The organism is Brevibacterium sp. 239c, from assembly GCF_900169365.1.
Lineage (GTDB): Bacteria > Actinomycetota > Actinomycetes > Actinomycetales > Brevibacteriaceae > Brevibacterium.
Genome location: NZ_FXZH01000012.1, coordinates 83,691 through 98,093, shown reverse-complemented (window position 1 = coordinate 98,093; position 14,403 = coordinate 83,691). Strand labels below are relative to the sequence as shown.

At 62.9% G+C, this 14,403-nt stretch carries 12 protein-coding genes; 7 read left to right on the top strand and 5 right to left on the bottom strand.

Features of this window, described 5'->3' with window-relative positions; all coding sequences use genetic code 11:
* Positions 1–74: 74 nt before the first annotated feature.
* The gene (locus tag BSP239C_RS12335) at positions 75–341 is read left to right on the top strand and encodes a hypothetical protein (protein WP_145997443.1); all 267 of its coding nucleotides are present in this window, start codon (positions 75–77) and stop codon (positions 339–341) included.
* Between the two features lie 38 nt (positions 342–379).
* On the opposite strand, the gene BSP239C_RS12330 is transcribed toward BSP239C_RS12335, so the two are convergent.
* Entirely contained in the window at positions 380–2,158 is a 1,779-nt protein-coding gene (locus BSP239C_RS12330) for an FAD-dependent oxidoreductase (RefSeq protein ID WP_257930194.1), read from the bottom strand.
* A gap of 77 nt (positions 2,159–2,235) precedes the next feature.
* Here BSP239C_RS12330 and BSP239C_RS12325 point away from each other — a divergent pair, with 77 nt between their 5' ends.
* On the top strand, positions 2,236–3,210 hold the full coding sequence (locus BSP239C_RS12325; RefSeq protein ID WP_101573276.1) for a LysR family transcriptional regulator: 975 nt from the start codon (positions 2,236–2,238) through the stop codon (positions 3,208–3,210).
* Positions 3,211–3,704: 494 nt separating this feature from the next.
* On the opposite strand, the gene BSP239C_RS12315 is transcribed toward BSP239C_RS12325, so the two are convergent.
* A complete protein-coding gene (locus BSP239C_RS12315; protein ID WP_101573345.1) occupies positions 3,705–4,688 on the bottom strand; it encodes an LLM class flavin-dependent oxidoreductase in 984 nt (327 codons plus the stop codon).
* A gap of 145 nt (positions 4,689–4,833) precedes the next feature.
* Here BSP239C_RS12315 and BSP239C_RS12310 point away from each other — a divergent pair, with 145 nt between their 5' ends.
* Both BSP239C_RS12310 and BSP239C_RS12305 read left to right on the top strand, forming a co-directional pair.
* Positions 4,834–5,259 carry a MarR family winged helix-turn-helix transcriptional regulator gene (locus tag BSP239C_RS12310; RefSeq protein ID WP_101573272.1) on the top strand — a complete coding sequence of 142 codons (426 nt, stop codon included), beginning with the start codon at positions 4,834–4,836 and terminating at the stop codon, positions 5,257–5,259.
* Positions 5,252–6,643, top strand: coding sequence for an MFS transporter (locus BSP239C_RS12305; protein WP_101573270.1), 1,392 nt, complete (start codon positions 5,252–5,254; stop codon positions 6,641–6,643). Before BSP239C_RS12310 ends, BSP239C_RS12305 begins: the two co-directional genes overlap by 8 nt.
* A gap of 235 nt (positions 6,644–6,878) precedes the next feature.
* Here BSP239C_RS12305 and BSP239C_RS12300 read toward each other — a convergent pair whose 3' ends face one another.
* Together BSP239C_RS12300 and BSP239C_RS12295 are read right to left on the bottom strand one after the other, a co-directional pair.
* Positions 6,879–7,529 (bottom strand): copper resistance protein CopC, encoded by a 651-nt coding sequence (locus BSP239C_RS12300; RefSeq protein ID WP_101573268.1) that lies wholly within the window; start codon positions 7,527–7,529, stop codon positions 6,879–6,881.
* Between the two features lie 33 nt (positions 7,530–7,562).
* Positions 7,563–8,078: a low molecular weight protein-tyrosine-phosphatase gene (locus tag BSP239C_RS12295; RefSeq protein WP_101573266.1), complete on the bottom strand. Its 516-nt coding sequence runs from the start codon at positions 8,076–8,078 to the stop codon at positions 7,563–7,565.
* Between the two features lie 106 nt (positions 8,079–8,184).
* Here BSP239C_RS12295 and BSP239C_RS12290 point away from each other — a divergent pair, with 106 nt between their 5' ends.
* Positions 8,185–10,131, top strand: coding sequence for a M13 family metallopeptidase (locus tag BSP239C_RS12290; protein WP_101573264.1), 1,947 nt, complete (start codon positions 8,185–8,187; stop codon positions 10,129–10,131).
* 80 nt (positions 10,132–10,211) lie between these two features.
* Here BSP239C_RS12290 and BSP239C_RS12285 read toward each other — a convergent pair whose 3' ends face one another.
* Entirely contained in the window at positions 10,212–11,723 is a 1,512-nt protein-coding gene (locus BSP239C_RS12285) for a DUF1684 domain-containing protein (RefSeq protein ID WP_257930193.1), read from the bottom strand.
* 181 nt (positions 11,724–11,904) lie between these two features.
* Here BSP239C_RS12285 and BSP239C_RS12280 point away from each other — a divergent pair, with 181 nt between their 5' ends.
* Together BSP239C_RS12280 and BSP239C_RS12275 are read left to right on the top strand one after the other, a co-directional pair.
* Positions 11,905–13,242, top strand: a complete 1,338-nt coding sequence (locus tag BSP239C_RS12280) for a M18 family aminopeptidase (RefSeq protein WP_180959006.1) — start codon at positions 11,905–11,907, stop codon at positions 13,240–13,242.
* A 361-nt stretch (positions 13,243–13,603) separates the two neighbouring features.
* On the top strand, positions 13,604–14,374 hold the full coding sequence (locus BSP239C_RS12275) for an amidohydrolase (protein WP_101573258.1): 771 nt from the start codon (positions 13,604–13,606) through the stop codon (positions 14,372–14,374).
* Positions 14,375–14,403: the final 29 nt, after the last annotated feature.

Genomic DNA, 14,403 nt, shown 5'->3' with positions numbered 1-14,403 from the left:
CGCTCAATGCCGAGCACATTAGCGGAGGAGATTCCCGGGCACCCACGAGCTGGGTATCCGGTGATGTGATCAACGTGGAATCAGTTGTCTGGAGCGCTATCGCCCTCAGCTTCATCACCGGAATGCTGTCGAAAGCTCTGCCCCGAGCCCCGGGTGCACTCGTGGCCGCCGCGTGGGGAGCCGTTTCATTGGCAGCAACCGGAGTCTTCTTAACCACAGACACCACCGACGCGGGCCTGGAAATCGTCGCCATCGGACACCTGGCCACCTTCTCGGCCTTCCTCACAGGCTTCACGATGATCAGCCTGGTCGGAGATTGGAAGCGCGAGCTCGCCGCCTGAAGGACCCTCGCGGAGAGCTCGCGCTCGAAGGTTCCGACTCACTCGACGAGCTTGCCGACCTGGCTGATCTCGTCATCTCGCATGAGCTCGGCAACCTCGGGATCGACTGCTGGAATGCTCTCCTGCACGACTCCAGTGGACGGTGACCACACGAGGTTGACCTGCAAATTCTCGTCCTGTTCGGGGTAGTCGCTGCGATTGTGGCAGCCGCGGGTCTCCCTGCGTTCGAGTGCGCACTCCAGGGTTGCCCGAGCCGCCAGTGCCGAGGATTTGAGGTCGAAGGCGTGTGAGAGATCGGAGTAGCCGGCGATATCCGGGTGAATTCCGACCTCACCCATGCGTGCCTCGATGCCGGCGAGTTTCTCGAGTCCTTCCAACAATCCAGCCTCATCGCGGACGACTCCGGCATGCTCGGTCATGAGATTGCGGATCTCGCGCTGCAGCGCCCGGACATTCTCCGTACCCTCGGAAGCGAGGAGATCATCGATCTCAGCCCGCGCCTCGGCGATGGCAGACCGCGACCGCACCTGCGCACCCAACTCTGATGAATACGCGACGGCGGACTTTCCGACGATGCGGCCGAAGACGAGGAGTTCGATGAGCGAATTGCCGCCGAGGCGATTGGCCCCATGCAGCCCGGATGACGCTTCGCCGATGGCCCACAGCCCCTCGACGTCGGTGCTGTGCTCAACCGGGTCGACCCACACCCCGCCCATCGAATAGTGCGCGGTCGGGGCGATCTCGATGGGGCTGACGGTGATGTCGAGCATCTGCGTTTCCATCATCGTCTGGAACACGCGCGGCAAGCGGTTCATGATGGTCTCGCGCGGCAGGTGGGAGACATCGAGCCAGATGCCGCCGTTCTCCGTCCCGCGGCCCTCGGCGATCTCGGTGTAGGCGGCCAGAGCTACGCGGTCGCGGGTGGAGAGTTCCATGCGTTCTGGATCGTAGCGTTCCATGAACCGCTCCCCCAGTGCGTTGCGCAGAATTCCGCCCTCACCGCGTGCAGCCTCGGAGACCAGTGTTCCGGCGGCGTTCTCGGGTTCGATGATGCCCGAGGGGTGGAACTGGACGAGCTCGGCATCGCGCAGACGGGCTCCGGCTTCGACGGCCAGGCGGAAGGAATCACCGGTGTTCTCGTCGCGACGTGATGAGGTGCGGCGCCAGATCCGGTTGTGCCCACCGGCTGCGAGGATGACCGCGTCGGCATGGATTCGGTAGCGGGAACCGTCGACGATGTCGAAGCCGAAGGCGCCGAAGATGCGCCCGTCGGCGACGAGGAGTTTGGTGATGTAGACGCGGTCGAGGATGGGGACGTTCAGGGCCTCAGCACGATGAATGAGGGTGCGCTGAATTTCGAGTCCCGTGTAATCGCCGGCGAAAGCGGTGCGACGCCAGGTATGGGCGCCGAAGAAGCGCTGCGAGATCCGACCGTCGTCCTCCTTCGCGAAGTCCATTCCATATCGCTCCAGGTCAGCGATTCCCTGTTCGGCTCCTTGGGTGACGATTTCGACGGTGCGGGGGTTGGCGAGGTCATAGGATTCCTTGATTGTGTCGGCGGCGTGCTGCTGCCAGGAGTCGTCGGGGTCCATCGTGGCCAGGGCCGCGTTGATGCCGCCGGCAGCCAGCGAGGTGTGGGCGTCGTCCTTGGGTCGCTTGCCGACGGCCAGGACATCGGTGCCGGATTCGGCGACCTCGATTGCCGCCCGAAGACCGGATCCGCCGGTGCCGATGACCAGCACCGAGGTGGAGATCGTGTGTTCGTGTGTGCGGGAATTGCCCTGTGTGGTCTTCGAGTTCTGTGCTGTGGAGTTCATGTTTTCCACGCTAAGCTCAGCGGTCTCATGCGTCCAATGTATTGTTTCGCTCAACTCGATAGCGGTACGCTATCAGCATGAATCTGGAACAGCTCGCGAGCTTTGTCGAAGTCGCCAATACCGGTCATTTCACGAAGGCCGCTGCCACTCTTCACCTGGCGCAGCCGTCACTCAGCCGGCAGATTTCCACCTTAGAGAAGGAGCTCGGGTCCGAACTCTTCCATCGCGCCCATGGACACATCAGTCTCACCGCCGCGGGTGAAACACTTCTGCCGAGTGCACGACGGATGCTCGCCGACGCCGAGGCGGTGCGCCGTGACATGGATGAGCTCGCGGGCCTGCGCAAGGGTCGCATCCGCCTGGGTGCGACGCCGACCTTGTGCGTCAGCCTCGTCGCCGAGGCGATCAGCAACTTCCATCAGGAGCATCCCGGGGTCGGGCTCGAGCTGGTCGAGAAGGGATCGCGGGAGCTCATTGAGGCGCTGGGTACGGGTGAGTTAGACCTTGCGCTCATCACGCGGACGCTGAGTCCGAGTGCGCAGATGCCGCGGCTGCGGATGCAGGGGGTGCTCAGTGAGGATCTGGTGGTGATTGCTGCCACGGAGGCAGGTGAGCCGCTACCGTCCGACGGTCGGGGCAGGTCCGCGCTCCTGCCAGGTGACACGGTGACTCTGGCGGAGGTCGCGGCACTCCCCCAGGTGCTGTTCCATCACGGATACGATCTGCGCGAAGCCACCTCGGCGGCCTTCGACGCCGCAGGACTGGCGCCGAATATCGTCGTCGAGGGCGCTGAGATGGACGCGGTGCTGCGGTTCGTCGAGCGCGGCCTCGGCGTCGCCATTGTTCCCGCCATGGTCCTCGTCGACCGGCCCCAGCTGGTCTCAGCACAGCTGGTGGAGCCAAGCCTGAATCGGACGGTCAGCCTCGCCGCCCGCGGCGACGTACGGCCGACCAGAGCCGCCTCGGCGATGGAGACAACGATCCTCTCGACTGCGAGGGTACTGGCCGAAGAGGATGCCGGCCTGGCGGCGCATGTGCGGCTGGTGGGGTGAGGCAGGTTGTTCACCGTCGAATGTTTCAAGTCCGCGCACGGCCTTGATAGCGTCAACGACCTCAATCGAGCCGCCTACAAACGTGTCGATTGTGTCGATGTCGTTGTAGATGCACCACGACTGATCGGCTGGCCATACGAGACTGACGGGACCATATTCGGCGTCGAGTTCGTTCAAGTCACGTAGAACAATCGAGCATTTGGCATAGGTGCGCCCTCTGTATCGGAACGGTTCGCAGCCAGACGGTTCCTCGTCGTTCGCCCACCCTTCCCATATGCAGGCAGACACTCGAGTTTCGACGTATTCAGCAAGCGCGTTCGCGATGAGAAGGGTGAAGACTTCGCTGCAGGTGTGACCCGTCAATATCGGATGCACTGCACGAAGGCCCACCTGAAAACAGGGCAATTCGGCAGAACCGATGGAGCCGAGCTTGTCGAGAACGGTCGGCCTCGCCAAGCGAGCGGACGTGCGCCCGGTCAGGTGAAACCTCTCGATCAGAACCAGGCGTCGGCGAGCAGCTTGAGCGAACGCTCCGCCACTGCAGGGTCGTAGGCGTAGGTGACGGTGATGAGCTCATCGGCACCGGTGCGCTCGACGAATTCCGACATCTGACGGGTGGCCGTCTCTGGTGAGCCGACGGCGCTGATCGCCAGCATCGGGCTCTCACCGCCTCGGGGCAGCTCACTGGGATCGACCGGCGGCTGGAGGTGGCGTCGACGGCCAAGAGCGATGTCGGTGAACATCTGCTTCACCGTGGTGAACTCGCGCTCTGCCTCCTCGTCCGTCTCGGCGACCAGCACATTGATGCCGGCCATGACATAGGGTTCGTCGATCTGTGCGGTTGGGGCCTCGGTGGTGAAGGAATCCCTATAGACACGGATAGCCTCATCGATCTGATTCGGTGCGAAATGCGAAGCCAGGGAGAACGGCAGACCCAGCTGACCGGCGATCGACGCGCCATTCATCGTCGAGCCGAGCACCCAGATGGGCACCTCCGTGCCGACGGAGACCGCGGACTCGATCGGTGCCGTGTGCGCCTTGCCTTCGGCGCCGAACCACCCCTGCATGTCATAGATGTTCTGTGCGAAGTCCTGCGGTTCGGCCGAGGAGCGGCTCAGTGCCTGTGCCGTCATCCCGTCGGTGCCGGGCGCGCGGCCAAGCCCCAGATCGATGCGATCGCCGTGGATGTTGGCCAGTGTTCCGTACTGCTCGGCGACCATGAGCGGAGCATGGTTGGGCAGCATCACTCCGCCTGAACCCACACGGATCTTCTCGGTCACCGAGGCTGCCTGAGAGATGAGCAAGGCCGTCGCACTGGCGGCCAGTCCCATGGTGTTGTGGTGCTCGGCGAACCAGAGACGGGAGTAGCCGAGCTCATCGGCCAGGCGTGCGGCACGCATCGAGGTGTCGATGGCCTCGCGGGCGGAGGATCCGTCACGGATCGGGACGAGGTCGAGAATATTCAGTGGAACGGACAAAGCGATGCGGTCCTTCGGTCGAGCGTCGAGAAAGTTCAAAGATCAGCTTCCTGGGACAACAGCCGCTCGACATGGTTCTATTCCATCTCACACGCGAGGCCACAATAGACAAGTAGATTGATCAATTTATTTGTACAATGGGGCAATGCCCGATCCGAACCTTGCCGCCGAGTTCCGCAGTGCGCTCCGCCCACTCATCCGCCGCTTCTACTCGGAACGGACGACCTCGCGCGGGAAGTCCGGCATCCTCACTCACCTGAATGAGCGGGGACCTGCCACCGCATCCGAACTCTCAGCGACAGAGAGGATCACACCGCAGGCAGTCGCCGTGGCTCTGCGCGAATTGGAAGATCTGTCGTATGTCGCACGCTCACGCGACGAGGTCGACCGACGCAAGGTCCGCGTCCAGATCACCGAGACGGGGCGCATCGCACTCGAACGCGAACATGCGGCCGGCACCCGGTGGCTCGCCGATGCTCTTGTCGAACATCTCGATGACTCCGAACGCGCGACGCTGTCAGCTGCCGTGCCCGTGCTGCGCAAACTCATGCGGGAGGCTGCGGATGAGTGAGCCCGAACCAGGCGGACGGCTGCTCCCCGCACTCATCTATGCGGCATTGTCGACGGCGATCGTCAGCTCGCTGGGCATGCTGCTCGTCCCGACGATCTCCTCCGAATTCCACGTCGCGATCAGCGCCGCCCAGTGGATGCTCACGATCAATCTGCTCGTCGGCGCAATCGTCACCCCGGTGATGGGCCGCCTCAGCGATGGCCCACACAAGAAGAGACTCCTCCTCGGCGCTCTCACAATCATCCTCGTGGGTTCGGTGATCGCCGCTTTAGCGACCAACTTCGCCGTCTTCCTGATCGGGCGTGCGCTGCAAGGACTCAGCTACGGCATCGTGCCCATGACGATCGCACTGGCACGGCGCTATCTGCCTGCGGAGAAGAGCACGCGCGGCATCGCCAGCCTGTCGGTGACCGTGTCGACGGGAATGGGCATCGGGTACCCCCTGACGGGACTCATCGCGGGATCCCTCGACTATCAGTTCGCGTTCTGGTTCGCTGCGCTCTTCGTTGCCACAGCCATGGTCGTGGTGATCGTCGCCGTCCCATCGGGACCGGACACGCAGGCGCCGCGAGTCCGCTTCGACGTACCAGGTGCGACAGTGCTCGCCTTCGGGCTCGCGGCGCTGCTGCTCGGGGTCAGCGAAGGAGAGATCTGGGGCTGGGCCACCCTGCCGACCCTGAGCTGCTTCGCGGTCGCGATCATCCTGCTCACGATCTGGGTCCTGCTAGAACTGAGGGTGAAGTATCCGCTGATCAATCTTCGGGTCCTCCGCAGCCCGGATGCTCTCGTCGCAAACCTCACGGCCATCACACTCGGCACGGTGATGTACATGGTGCTGTCGATCGGCAGCATCATCGCACAGGCGCCGAGCGAGACCGGATACGGTGTCGCCCTACCGGTGTTCTGGGCCGGGTTCGTGATGCTGCCGTTCTCGGTCGGAAGCTTCCTCGCCAACCGCCTCGTGCGACATCTGACGAAGCGGATTCGAATGACCACCCTACTGCCGCTGGGCGCGACACTGGTCACCGCGTCATCACTTCTGCTGCTCTTCGCCCATACCCAACTCTGGGAGATCCTTGTCGGGATGTTCGTCGTCGGCATGGGTGTCGGCACCACCTATGCAGCGATGCCGGCGCTCATCGCCCGCACCGTCGCGACAGAGGAATTGGGTAGTGCGGTCAGCTTCAATCAGGTGCTGCGTACCGTCGGCGGTTCCTTCGGCAGTGCGATCTCCGGCGCGGTGCTTGCTGCGCACTTGGGTGCTGATGGCCATCCGAGCGCGAACGGCATCTTCCTGGCCCTCGCGATTTCAGCGATCGGATGTGTCGCGGTGCTGATCGGCTTGCTCGCCGACCGGGTGCGCGGGGCGGGCGCTCAACGCTGAGGCAAGAGTCGCCCTCACCGCTGGAGCACCTGTGTCCAGGCGAAACCCGCATCGTTGGCAGGCAAAGAATGGTCCCGGAAGCGTTCACTTCCGGGACCATGCTCAGCTCGGAATACTCTGCCCTGGCCGATCGCCTCTCGGTCGATCAACGCTCAGTCGGTTTTTCACGTCGCCGAGGACGACATTTTCCGACGCCGCGTTGCTCGAGAGGGGTTCTTCTGCGAAAGCCTGCAGCTCACTCGTCCTTCGGACCGTCTCCCGAGTCATCACTCTTGGTGGTGCCGGGCAGGCCCTGTGCCTTGCGGCGCATGAGGAGGATGACGATGATGATGATGGCCAGACCGCCGACACCCAGCAACACGATCATCGGTGTCGACATACCGGAATCGCTTCCGGTCGATTCGCCGATCTCGCCGCGCTCTTCGGTGTCCTTGCCCGGCTCGTCGACGACGCCGCCGCCGAGTCCGGCCTGTGAAGATTCTTCGACCGCACCGCCGGCGCCCTCGGCGTCAGAGATGGTGAAGTCGAAGTCACCGGAGATCGGGTGACCGTCCTGCGACACCACGCGCCAGGTGACTTTGTAGTCGCCGGGCTTGAGGTTGTCGGGCAGTGCGACGGTGAGCTTCTTGCCGTCGACAGCGAGCTCACCAGCAGAGACGTTCTTGCCGTCGATGACGACCTTGACCTCGGAGCCGACCTCCTGGACTTCACCGGAGAAGGTCATCTCAATCCATTCCGGCTGCTGGTCGACCGTCGATCCATCTTCGGGATTCGAAGACACGAGCTGGTCGTGAGCACTGGCCGGGGCAAAAGCAAAGACACTCAAGGCAGCCACCAGCAGGGCAGCGAAGCCGAGCCTGAGGGCGGGCCACGTGGTTCGAGTCATGTCAGTTTTCTCCTTCAACAATTACCTTCAGTATCACCGAGTCTGCTCGGCCAAAGAGTGTAGATAGTCTGTGATTCCCGGCACGGACACTTCAATTGTCTCAAGAGTTTCTTCGAATTTCTTCAATTCCCCTGCCCACGGGTCCTCAACGTCCGGCGCCGGGGCATCAACGGCCTCCTCCTGAGACACTCGCGGATCGAATTCGCGCAGCATATGCAGCCGTGGGCGCGCCTCGGCGGGGAGGTCTCCGATGAGGTTCTGCAGGGCACGGTAATGTCTGCGGGTCATCGCGATGGCCACGTCACGTTCGGCCAACCAGTCGGGCGTGATCTGCCGGGCGACATGATCCTCGGTACGGTACCCGGCCGTGCGCAGCACCCGCGCCTGGGTGGGGTCAATGGGGTTGCCGGCTTCCTCATCACTGATGCCGGCGGAATCAACAACCGCCTCGGCGTCGTTGAGTTCCAGATGATGCTGGAGCACACGTTCGGCCGTGACCGAACGACAGATATTGCCCGTACACACGAACACCACGGATGCCATCTTCATACGATTCTCCTGATCGATCCGATACCCGCAACGGCTGCGAGACACCGGCGCATCCGCACCGGTAACTTCTGACCGTTCTGCCTACTGATCACGATACTGTTGCACCATGACTTCTGAAACACCGACCGCTTCGGCGCGCCCTCAGGACGATCTGTTCCGCCACATCAACGGCGAGTGGATCGACTCGTTCACCATCCCCGACGACCGTGCCGGCGACGGCGCCATGCGCGAACTCTTCGACACAGCTGAGACCAAGGTCCGCGACATCATAACCGCCGTCTCCGACGCCCCGCAGGAGCCGGGCAGCGAAGGCCAGAAGGTCGCCGACGTGTACTCCTCGTTCATGGACCTCGACCAGATCAACTCGCTGGGCGTGACCCCTCTTCGCTCCTCCTTCGCCGCCATCGACGCCGCTGAGGACAAGTCCGAACTGGCAAATCTGCTGGGTCGCCTCGAAGTGGAAGGCATCGGCGGGGTCCTCGACGGCGGCGTCACCGCCGATGCGAAGGACTCCGACATCTACGCCCTCTACCTCCACCAGGGAGGCATCTCCCTGCCCGACGAGGACTACTACTTCAACGACGACCACGCCGAGGTGCGTGTGAAGTTCGTCGATCATGTGAAGAAGATGTCCGCCCTCGGTGGGATCGGTGCCAAGAGCAACGTCTCCGACGCCGAGGTGGCCGCCAAGGTGATGGCGTTCGAAACCTCCCTGGCCCGCCACCACTGGGACCGGGTCGCCTGCCGTGACGCAGAGAAGACCTACAACAAGGTCAGCCTCGACGAACTGCGCGAACTGGGTCCCGGCTTCGACTTCGACTCCTGGTTCGCGGCACTGGCCGCCGACGTCGATGAGGAACTGAGCTACGTGGTCATCGGCCAGCCCTCCTTCGTCACCGGCATGGCCGAGGTGTGGGACCAGACCGACATCGAGACGATCAAGACCTGGTTGCGCTTCTCCGTCCTCTCCGCCAACGCCGCACTGCTGACCGATGAGATCGTCGAGGAGAACTTCGACTTCAACGCCCGCACCCTCTCGGGCACCCCGGCCCTGCGGGAACGCTGGAAGCGCGGTGTCGGACTGGTGCAGGGTCTCCTCGGCGAGGCTGTGGGCAAACTCTACGTCGCGGCCGAGTTCCCGCCGGAGGCCAAAGCGGCGATCGACCACCTCGTGGCGATGCTCATCAGGGCCTACGACAAATCGATCAACGAGCTCGACTGGATGAGCGAAGAGACGAAGAAGAAGGCCCTGGTCAAGCTCTCGAAGTTCACACCGAAGGTCGGTTACCCCGAGGTGTGGCGCGAGTATCCGGCCGCGATCGACTCCTCTGACCTGGTGGGCAACGTCCGCCGCTGCGCCCGCGCCGAGCATGCGCGCCAGATCAAGCGCATCGGCAAGGAGATCGACCGCACCGAATGGCTGATGACGCCGCAGACCGTCAACGCCTACTACCACCCGGTGATGAACGAGATCGTCTTCCCAGCCGCGATCCTGCAGCCCCCGTTCTTCGATGCCTCCGGTGATGTGGCAGCGAACTTCGGTGCCATCGGCGCGGTCATCGGCCACGAGATCGGCCACGGATTCGATGACCAGGGTTCACGCTATGACGGCGACGGCAACCTCGTCGATTGGTGGACGGCCGAGGACCGGGAGCGCTTCGAGGAGCGCACCAATGCCCTCATTGCTCAGTACGAGGCGCTGGTACCGGCAGGTCTGGATTCATCACAGCACGTCAACGGTGCGCTGACCGTGGGTGAGAACATCGGTGACCTGGGCGGACTGTCCATCGGCTGGAAGGCTCTTGAGCTGGAGCTGGAACGTGAGCCGACGTCCGACGAGGCTGCAACGTTCTTCGAAGCCTGGGCGAAGGCCTGGCGGGCGAAGATGCGCACCGAAGAGCGCGTGCGACGGCTGAGCATCGACCCGCACGCACCGGAGGAGTTCCGCTGCAATCAGGTCGTGAAGAACATGACCGCCTTCCACGACACCTACGGCGTGGGTGAAACCGACGGCATGTACCTAGCTCCTGAAGAGCGCGTCACCATCTGGTAGGCGCTGTTTAGGCAGGCTTCCTCCCGGCAACCCTCCGGGCGCTGGGCAACCTTTAGTGGACCACTCCACAGCGGGGTTGCTCAGCGGTGCTGGCGGATGAGGCAGACCATGCGATAGTCGAACTCTTCCCAGCTCTTGATCGGGGCATCTGCGTACATCGCGGCCTCAAACTCGTCGAGCTCATGGAAGTCCGATTCCAGCGGGATGTCGTAGGGCATCTCGACGTAGAGAAGTCCGCTGACATCGGTATGCACGACGTCGAATCCGACATTCTTCGGCGCTAACTCGTTGTTCATCACGATGAGCAGTTTGCCTTCGGTGCCCGCGTACTCTTCCTCGATGTTGTCGACGTATCCCTGGGATTCGTGCAGTTCACGCTGTGCTCGGATGACGAATTCGGCGTAGGCGCCGATGCCGATGACGGGGATCCGAGAGGTCAGGGCTTCGGTCGCGACCTTGACCATCCGTGACCTCGCCTTGCGCGTCAGTGGGGTGACGTCGCCTCCGGACATGGCGACGCCGTCGAAGCCGACCAGCGATTGTGCGATGTCGTCGTGGTTCGGGTTGTGCATTGTGATATCGAGTCCGAAGCGGGCGTACCACGGCCGGGTCACCTTCGCGCTTTCTTCGTCCCACCACACGTAGAAGAGGAACGGCACATTGATGCCGGCTTCCGAGAAGTAGAACGGCGGGGTGCGCTCTCCCGCGGTGACTTCGAAGGGAACGACATTGCCCTCAATCGGTGCGGGGCAGGTGGCGAAGGCGGTGAACGCGAACGGGTAGTTCACGGCTCGGTTGAAGTCGACGACGAGTGAACCGTCATGATTCGGGACGCCCAAGTCGAGGGTTCTCCACGCCGGGGTGGTCACGCCATTCGTGGAGTCGTGGAAGTCCAGCTGCAGCCCGCTGGCGGGGTTGCCTGTGGCCAGAAGCTTCACCTCGCCGGCTTCGCTCGTGAAGGAAACTACTCCCACGGCCGGGGTCTCAACGTTGAGGCCATCCTGCGCTGTGTTGATCTTGTGCACTTCAGGCGTCTCAAAGGGAGTGAACTTCGCTAAGAACACGAAGCTGGGGTCCGGATCGAAGACCGGAACTTCGAAGAATTTGCCCAGCAGCGGCGACTTGGAATCCCGGACGCGGATTCCGATGCGACCTGCCCGGTCGATGAGTTCGTAGAGCACATTGCCGACAGTGAACCACTGAAGGGATCCTCCGGTGGGCAGCTTCGCGCTGAATCCATTCTCCTCGACCCGCACTTCAGGTCCTGAGATCTCTGGGATCTTCGGCAGAATCGTGGTGTCGCTCGGTACCGATGCCGAGCTGGAAGGGGACGCGTCGTTGGTGCTCGGGCCCGCCTCGGCGGACTTACTCATGAGGTCGAAGGTCGCGGCAGCAGGACCGGCCTTGGTCCCAGGTTCCAGTGCCACGCTGACCCAGCCATCGTCGACGGTGAAGGTGCCGGGTGCGTCCGGCCAGGTCGTGGTCTCGTCGAGCCAATGCAGGCCGGACACGCTAAGCCAGCCGAAGGGAGTCGCCAGTGCCGAGTTCCTAGAATCCCGCCATGTGTTCCATTCGGTCACGAACTGGTTCACGTCGCACACTCCTTGCATTGCATTGCGTTGCTCCTCGGCGCTGGTACTCGGGCGATGGGCGATGAAGCCCGAGCGGCCGATGGCTCCTGTGGCACTGGATTCTTACCCTCCGTCGTCTCGACGCGGACTCGAAGACCAATGCCCTTGTAGCCAAAGCTACCGCAAACGATAGGCTGTGGAAATGAGCACATCGCCCGTGACACCACGTACGAAAACCCAGGTCGCAGCCGATCTGACGGACTTCATCAGTTCTTCTCCCAGCTCCTATCATGCCACCGCGACGGCGGCCGCACGATTGGAGTCCACTGGTTTCCGCCGACTCAAAGAGCGCAAGATTTGGGAACTCGAGCCCGGCCAGGGCTATTACGTCATCCGCGACGGCGCAATCATTGCATGGCGAACTCCAGCGAGCAAAGCTGATGTCTCCGGTGCTGATTCGGGTGGGTCGTCGGCTACGATTCCAGGTTTTCGCGTGTTCGGTTCTCACACGGATTCCCCAGCCTTCAAGCTCAAACCGGGCGAGGAATTCACTGCCGAAGGAACTCGTCAGATCGGCGTCGAAATCTACGGCGGACCACTGCTCAATTCGTGGCTCGATCGGGAACTGGCGCTGGCCGGGCAGCTCAGCCTCGCCGACGGTTCCGTCGTCCTCGCACAGACTCCGCCCATCGCACGGATCCCGCAACTGGCCATCCACCTCGATCGCCAGGTCAATGATGGTCTGACGCTGGACAAGCAACGTCACACCACTCCGATCATCGGCCTCGCGGATCTGGCTGAAGCCGATGTCATCGAGATCCTCGCCGCCTCCGCCGAGGTCGATCCTGAGCAGGTCGTGGGACACGACGTCTACACGATCCCGGTTCAGTCCCCCGGGCTCTTCGGTGCCCGGGAAGAATTCTTTGCCGCACCGAGGTTGGATAACCTGTTGTCTGTCCACGCCGGTATCAGCGCCTTAGTGGAAGTCGATGCGGCGGCGCTGGATTCCGTCGCGCTCTTCGCCGGATTCGACCACGAGGAGATCGGGTCGAACTCACGCTCCGGTGCATGTGGGCCTTTCCTCGCCGACGTCACCGAACGCATCATCGCTTCCTTGTTCCCGGAATCAACGCGCAGTGACTATTTGGCGTCGCTGGCTTCGTCGATCTGCGTATCCTCCGACGCAGGTCATGCCGCCCACCCGAACTATCCGGAGCGTCATGATCCTCATGTTCGCCCCCACCTCGGCGGCGGTCCGCTGCTGAAACTCAATGCTCAGCAGCGCTATGCCACTGACGCTGTGGGCACGGCCGCCTGGTCGCAGGCGTGCGCGGCGGCCGGTGTGGAGTACCAGAACTTCGTGTCGAACAACGCGATGCCCTGCGGGTCGACGATCGGCCCCCTGACCGCGACCCGCCTGGGTATGACCACCGTCGATGTGGGCCCGGCACTGTATTCGATGCACTCGGCTCGCGAAATGGTCGCCATCGATGATGTGGTGGCGCTGGGAGCGGCGGCGAAGGCGTTCCTGCAGGGGTGAGCGCTGGAACTGTTCCAGCGGTTTGGCCCCACTCGGCTTGGTCCATCGTGTTGACACCAGCACTCGTCATGTAACCAAGTTGCGGAACAGTACACGGGTTGCAACCTGTGTACTGTTCCGCAATCTGACGCAGCCGCCGGAAGCCACCGACGCCCAGCTGCTGGCTGCGTCCAGCCTGCTTCCTTCTAGGCGGTCGGCTCGACGCCGTTCCGCTACCGACACAGCGCCGCGCGGCTACAGGATCAGCGCCGCCCGGTTACAGGACGCTGGCGAACAACAGTTGAAGCGTGCCCCTCGGGGCCCCTGTGGCCACCCTTTGAGATGAAACATGACTTGCTGGAAACGAGGGTAAATTGGAGCCATGAATTCTCCGACTCCGGTCTTCGACGCGCACCTGCACATCATCGATCCGAAACATCCTCTCGTCGAGAACAACGGATACCTGCCGGGCCCCTTCACGGTCGAGGACTATCTCATGCGCATCAGCGGCCTGGGCATTGCCGGCGGAGCAGTGGTCGCCGGGTCATTCCAAGGGTTCGACCAGTGCTATCTTGTCGATGCCCTGAGCATTCTTGGTCCCGACTTCGTCGGCGTGACCCAGCTTCCCACCGACACATGCGACGAACGCATCCTCGAACTCGACCGCGACGGTATAAAAGCTCTGCGCTTCAACGTCGCCCGAGGAGGCTCCGCAGTCTTGGACGACATGGAGTATATGGCTCGTCGGGTCCATAACCTCGTCGGGTGGCACTCGGAGCTTTACATCGATGCCCGCAGCATCGACGAGGACTTGGGTGAGCGCATCGCCGGACTGCCCGCGGTGAGCATCGATCATTTCGGCATGCACCGCGACGGACTGCCGGCCCTTCTGCGCCTGGTCGAACGAGGCGTCAAGGTGAAGGCGACAGGTTTCGGCCGTGTCGAACTCGATCCTGCCGCCACGATGCGAGCCATCGTCGACGTCGACCCCTCGGCGCTCATGATCGGTACGGACCTGCCATCGACCAGAGCTCCTCGAGCGTTCGAGAACTCAGATTTCGACATAATCCGTGACGCTCTGTCACCGGAGGAACTCACCGCCGCGTGCTGGGACAACGCCGCGGAATTCTATCTGGGACGCACGCGCGACTGATCCCACAGCCTTGGCCTCTGTTGACCTCG

What these genes read in the sequence shown, in the direction of transcription:
- BSP239C_RS12290 (WP_101573264.1), top strand. Translation starts at nt 8,185, where the DNA reads ATGACTTCTGAAACACCGACCGCTTCGGCGCGCCCTCAGGACGATCTG.
- BSP239C_RS12275 (WP_101573258.1), top strand. Translation starts at nt 13,604, where the DNA reads ATGAATTCTCCGACTCCGGTCTTCGACGCGCACCTGCACATCATCGAT.
- BSP239C_RS12325 (WP_101573276.1), top strand. Translation starts at nt 2,236, where the DNA reads ATGAATCTGGAACAGCTCGCGAGCTTTGTCGAAGTCGCCAATACCGGT.
- BSP239C_RS12305 (WP_101573270.1), top strand. Translation starts at nt 5,252, where the DNA reads ATGAGTGAGCCCGAACCAGGCGGACGGCTGCTCCCCGCACTCATCTAT.
- BSP239C_RS12310 (WP_101573272.1), top strand. Translation starts at nt 4,834, where the DNA reads ATGCCCGATCCGAACCTTGCCGCCGAGTTCCGCAGTGCGCTCCGCCCA.
- BSP239C_RS12330 (WP_257930194.1), bottom strand. Translation starts at nt 2,158, where the DNA reads ATGAACTCCACAGCACAGAACTCGAAGACCACACAGGGCAATTCCCGC.
- BSP239C_RS12300 (WP_101573268.1), bottom strand. Translation starts at nt 7,529, where the DNA reads ATGACTCGAACCACGTGGCCCGCCCTCAGGCTCGGCTTCGCTGCCCTG.
- BSP239C_RS12280 (WP_180959006.1), top strand. Translation starts at nt 11,905, where the DNA reads ATGAGCACATCGCCCGTGACACCACGTACGAAAACCCAGGTCGCAGCC.
- BSP239C_RS12295 (WP_101573266.1), bottom strand. Translation starts at nt 8,078, where the DNA reads ATGAAGATGGCATCCGTGGTGTTCGTGTGTACGGGCAATATCTGTCGT.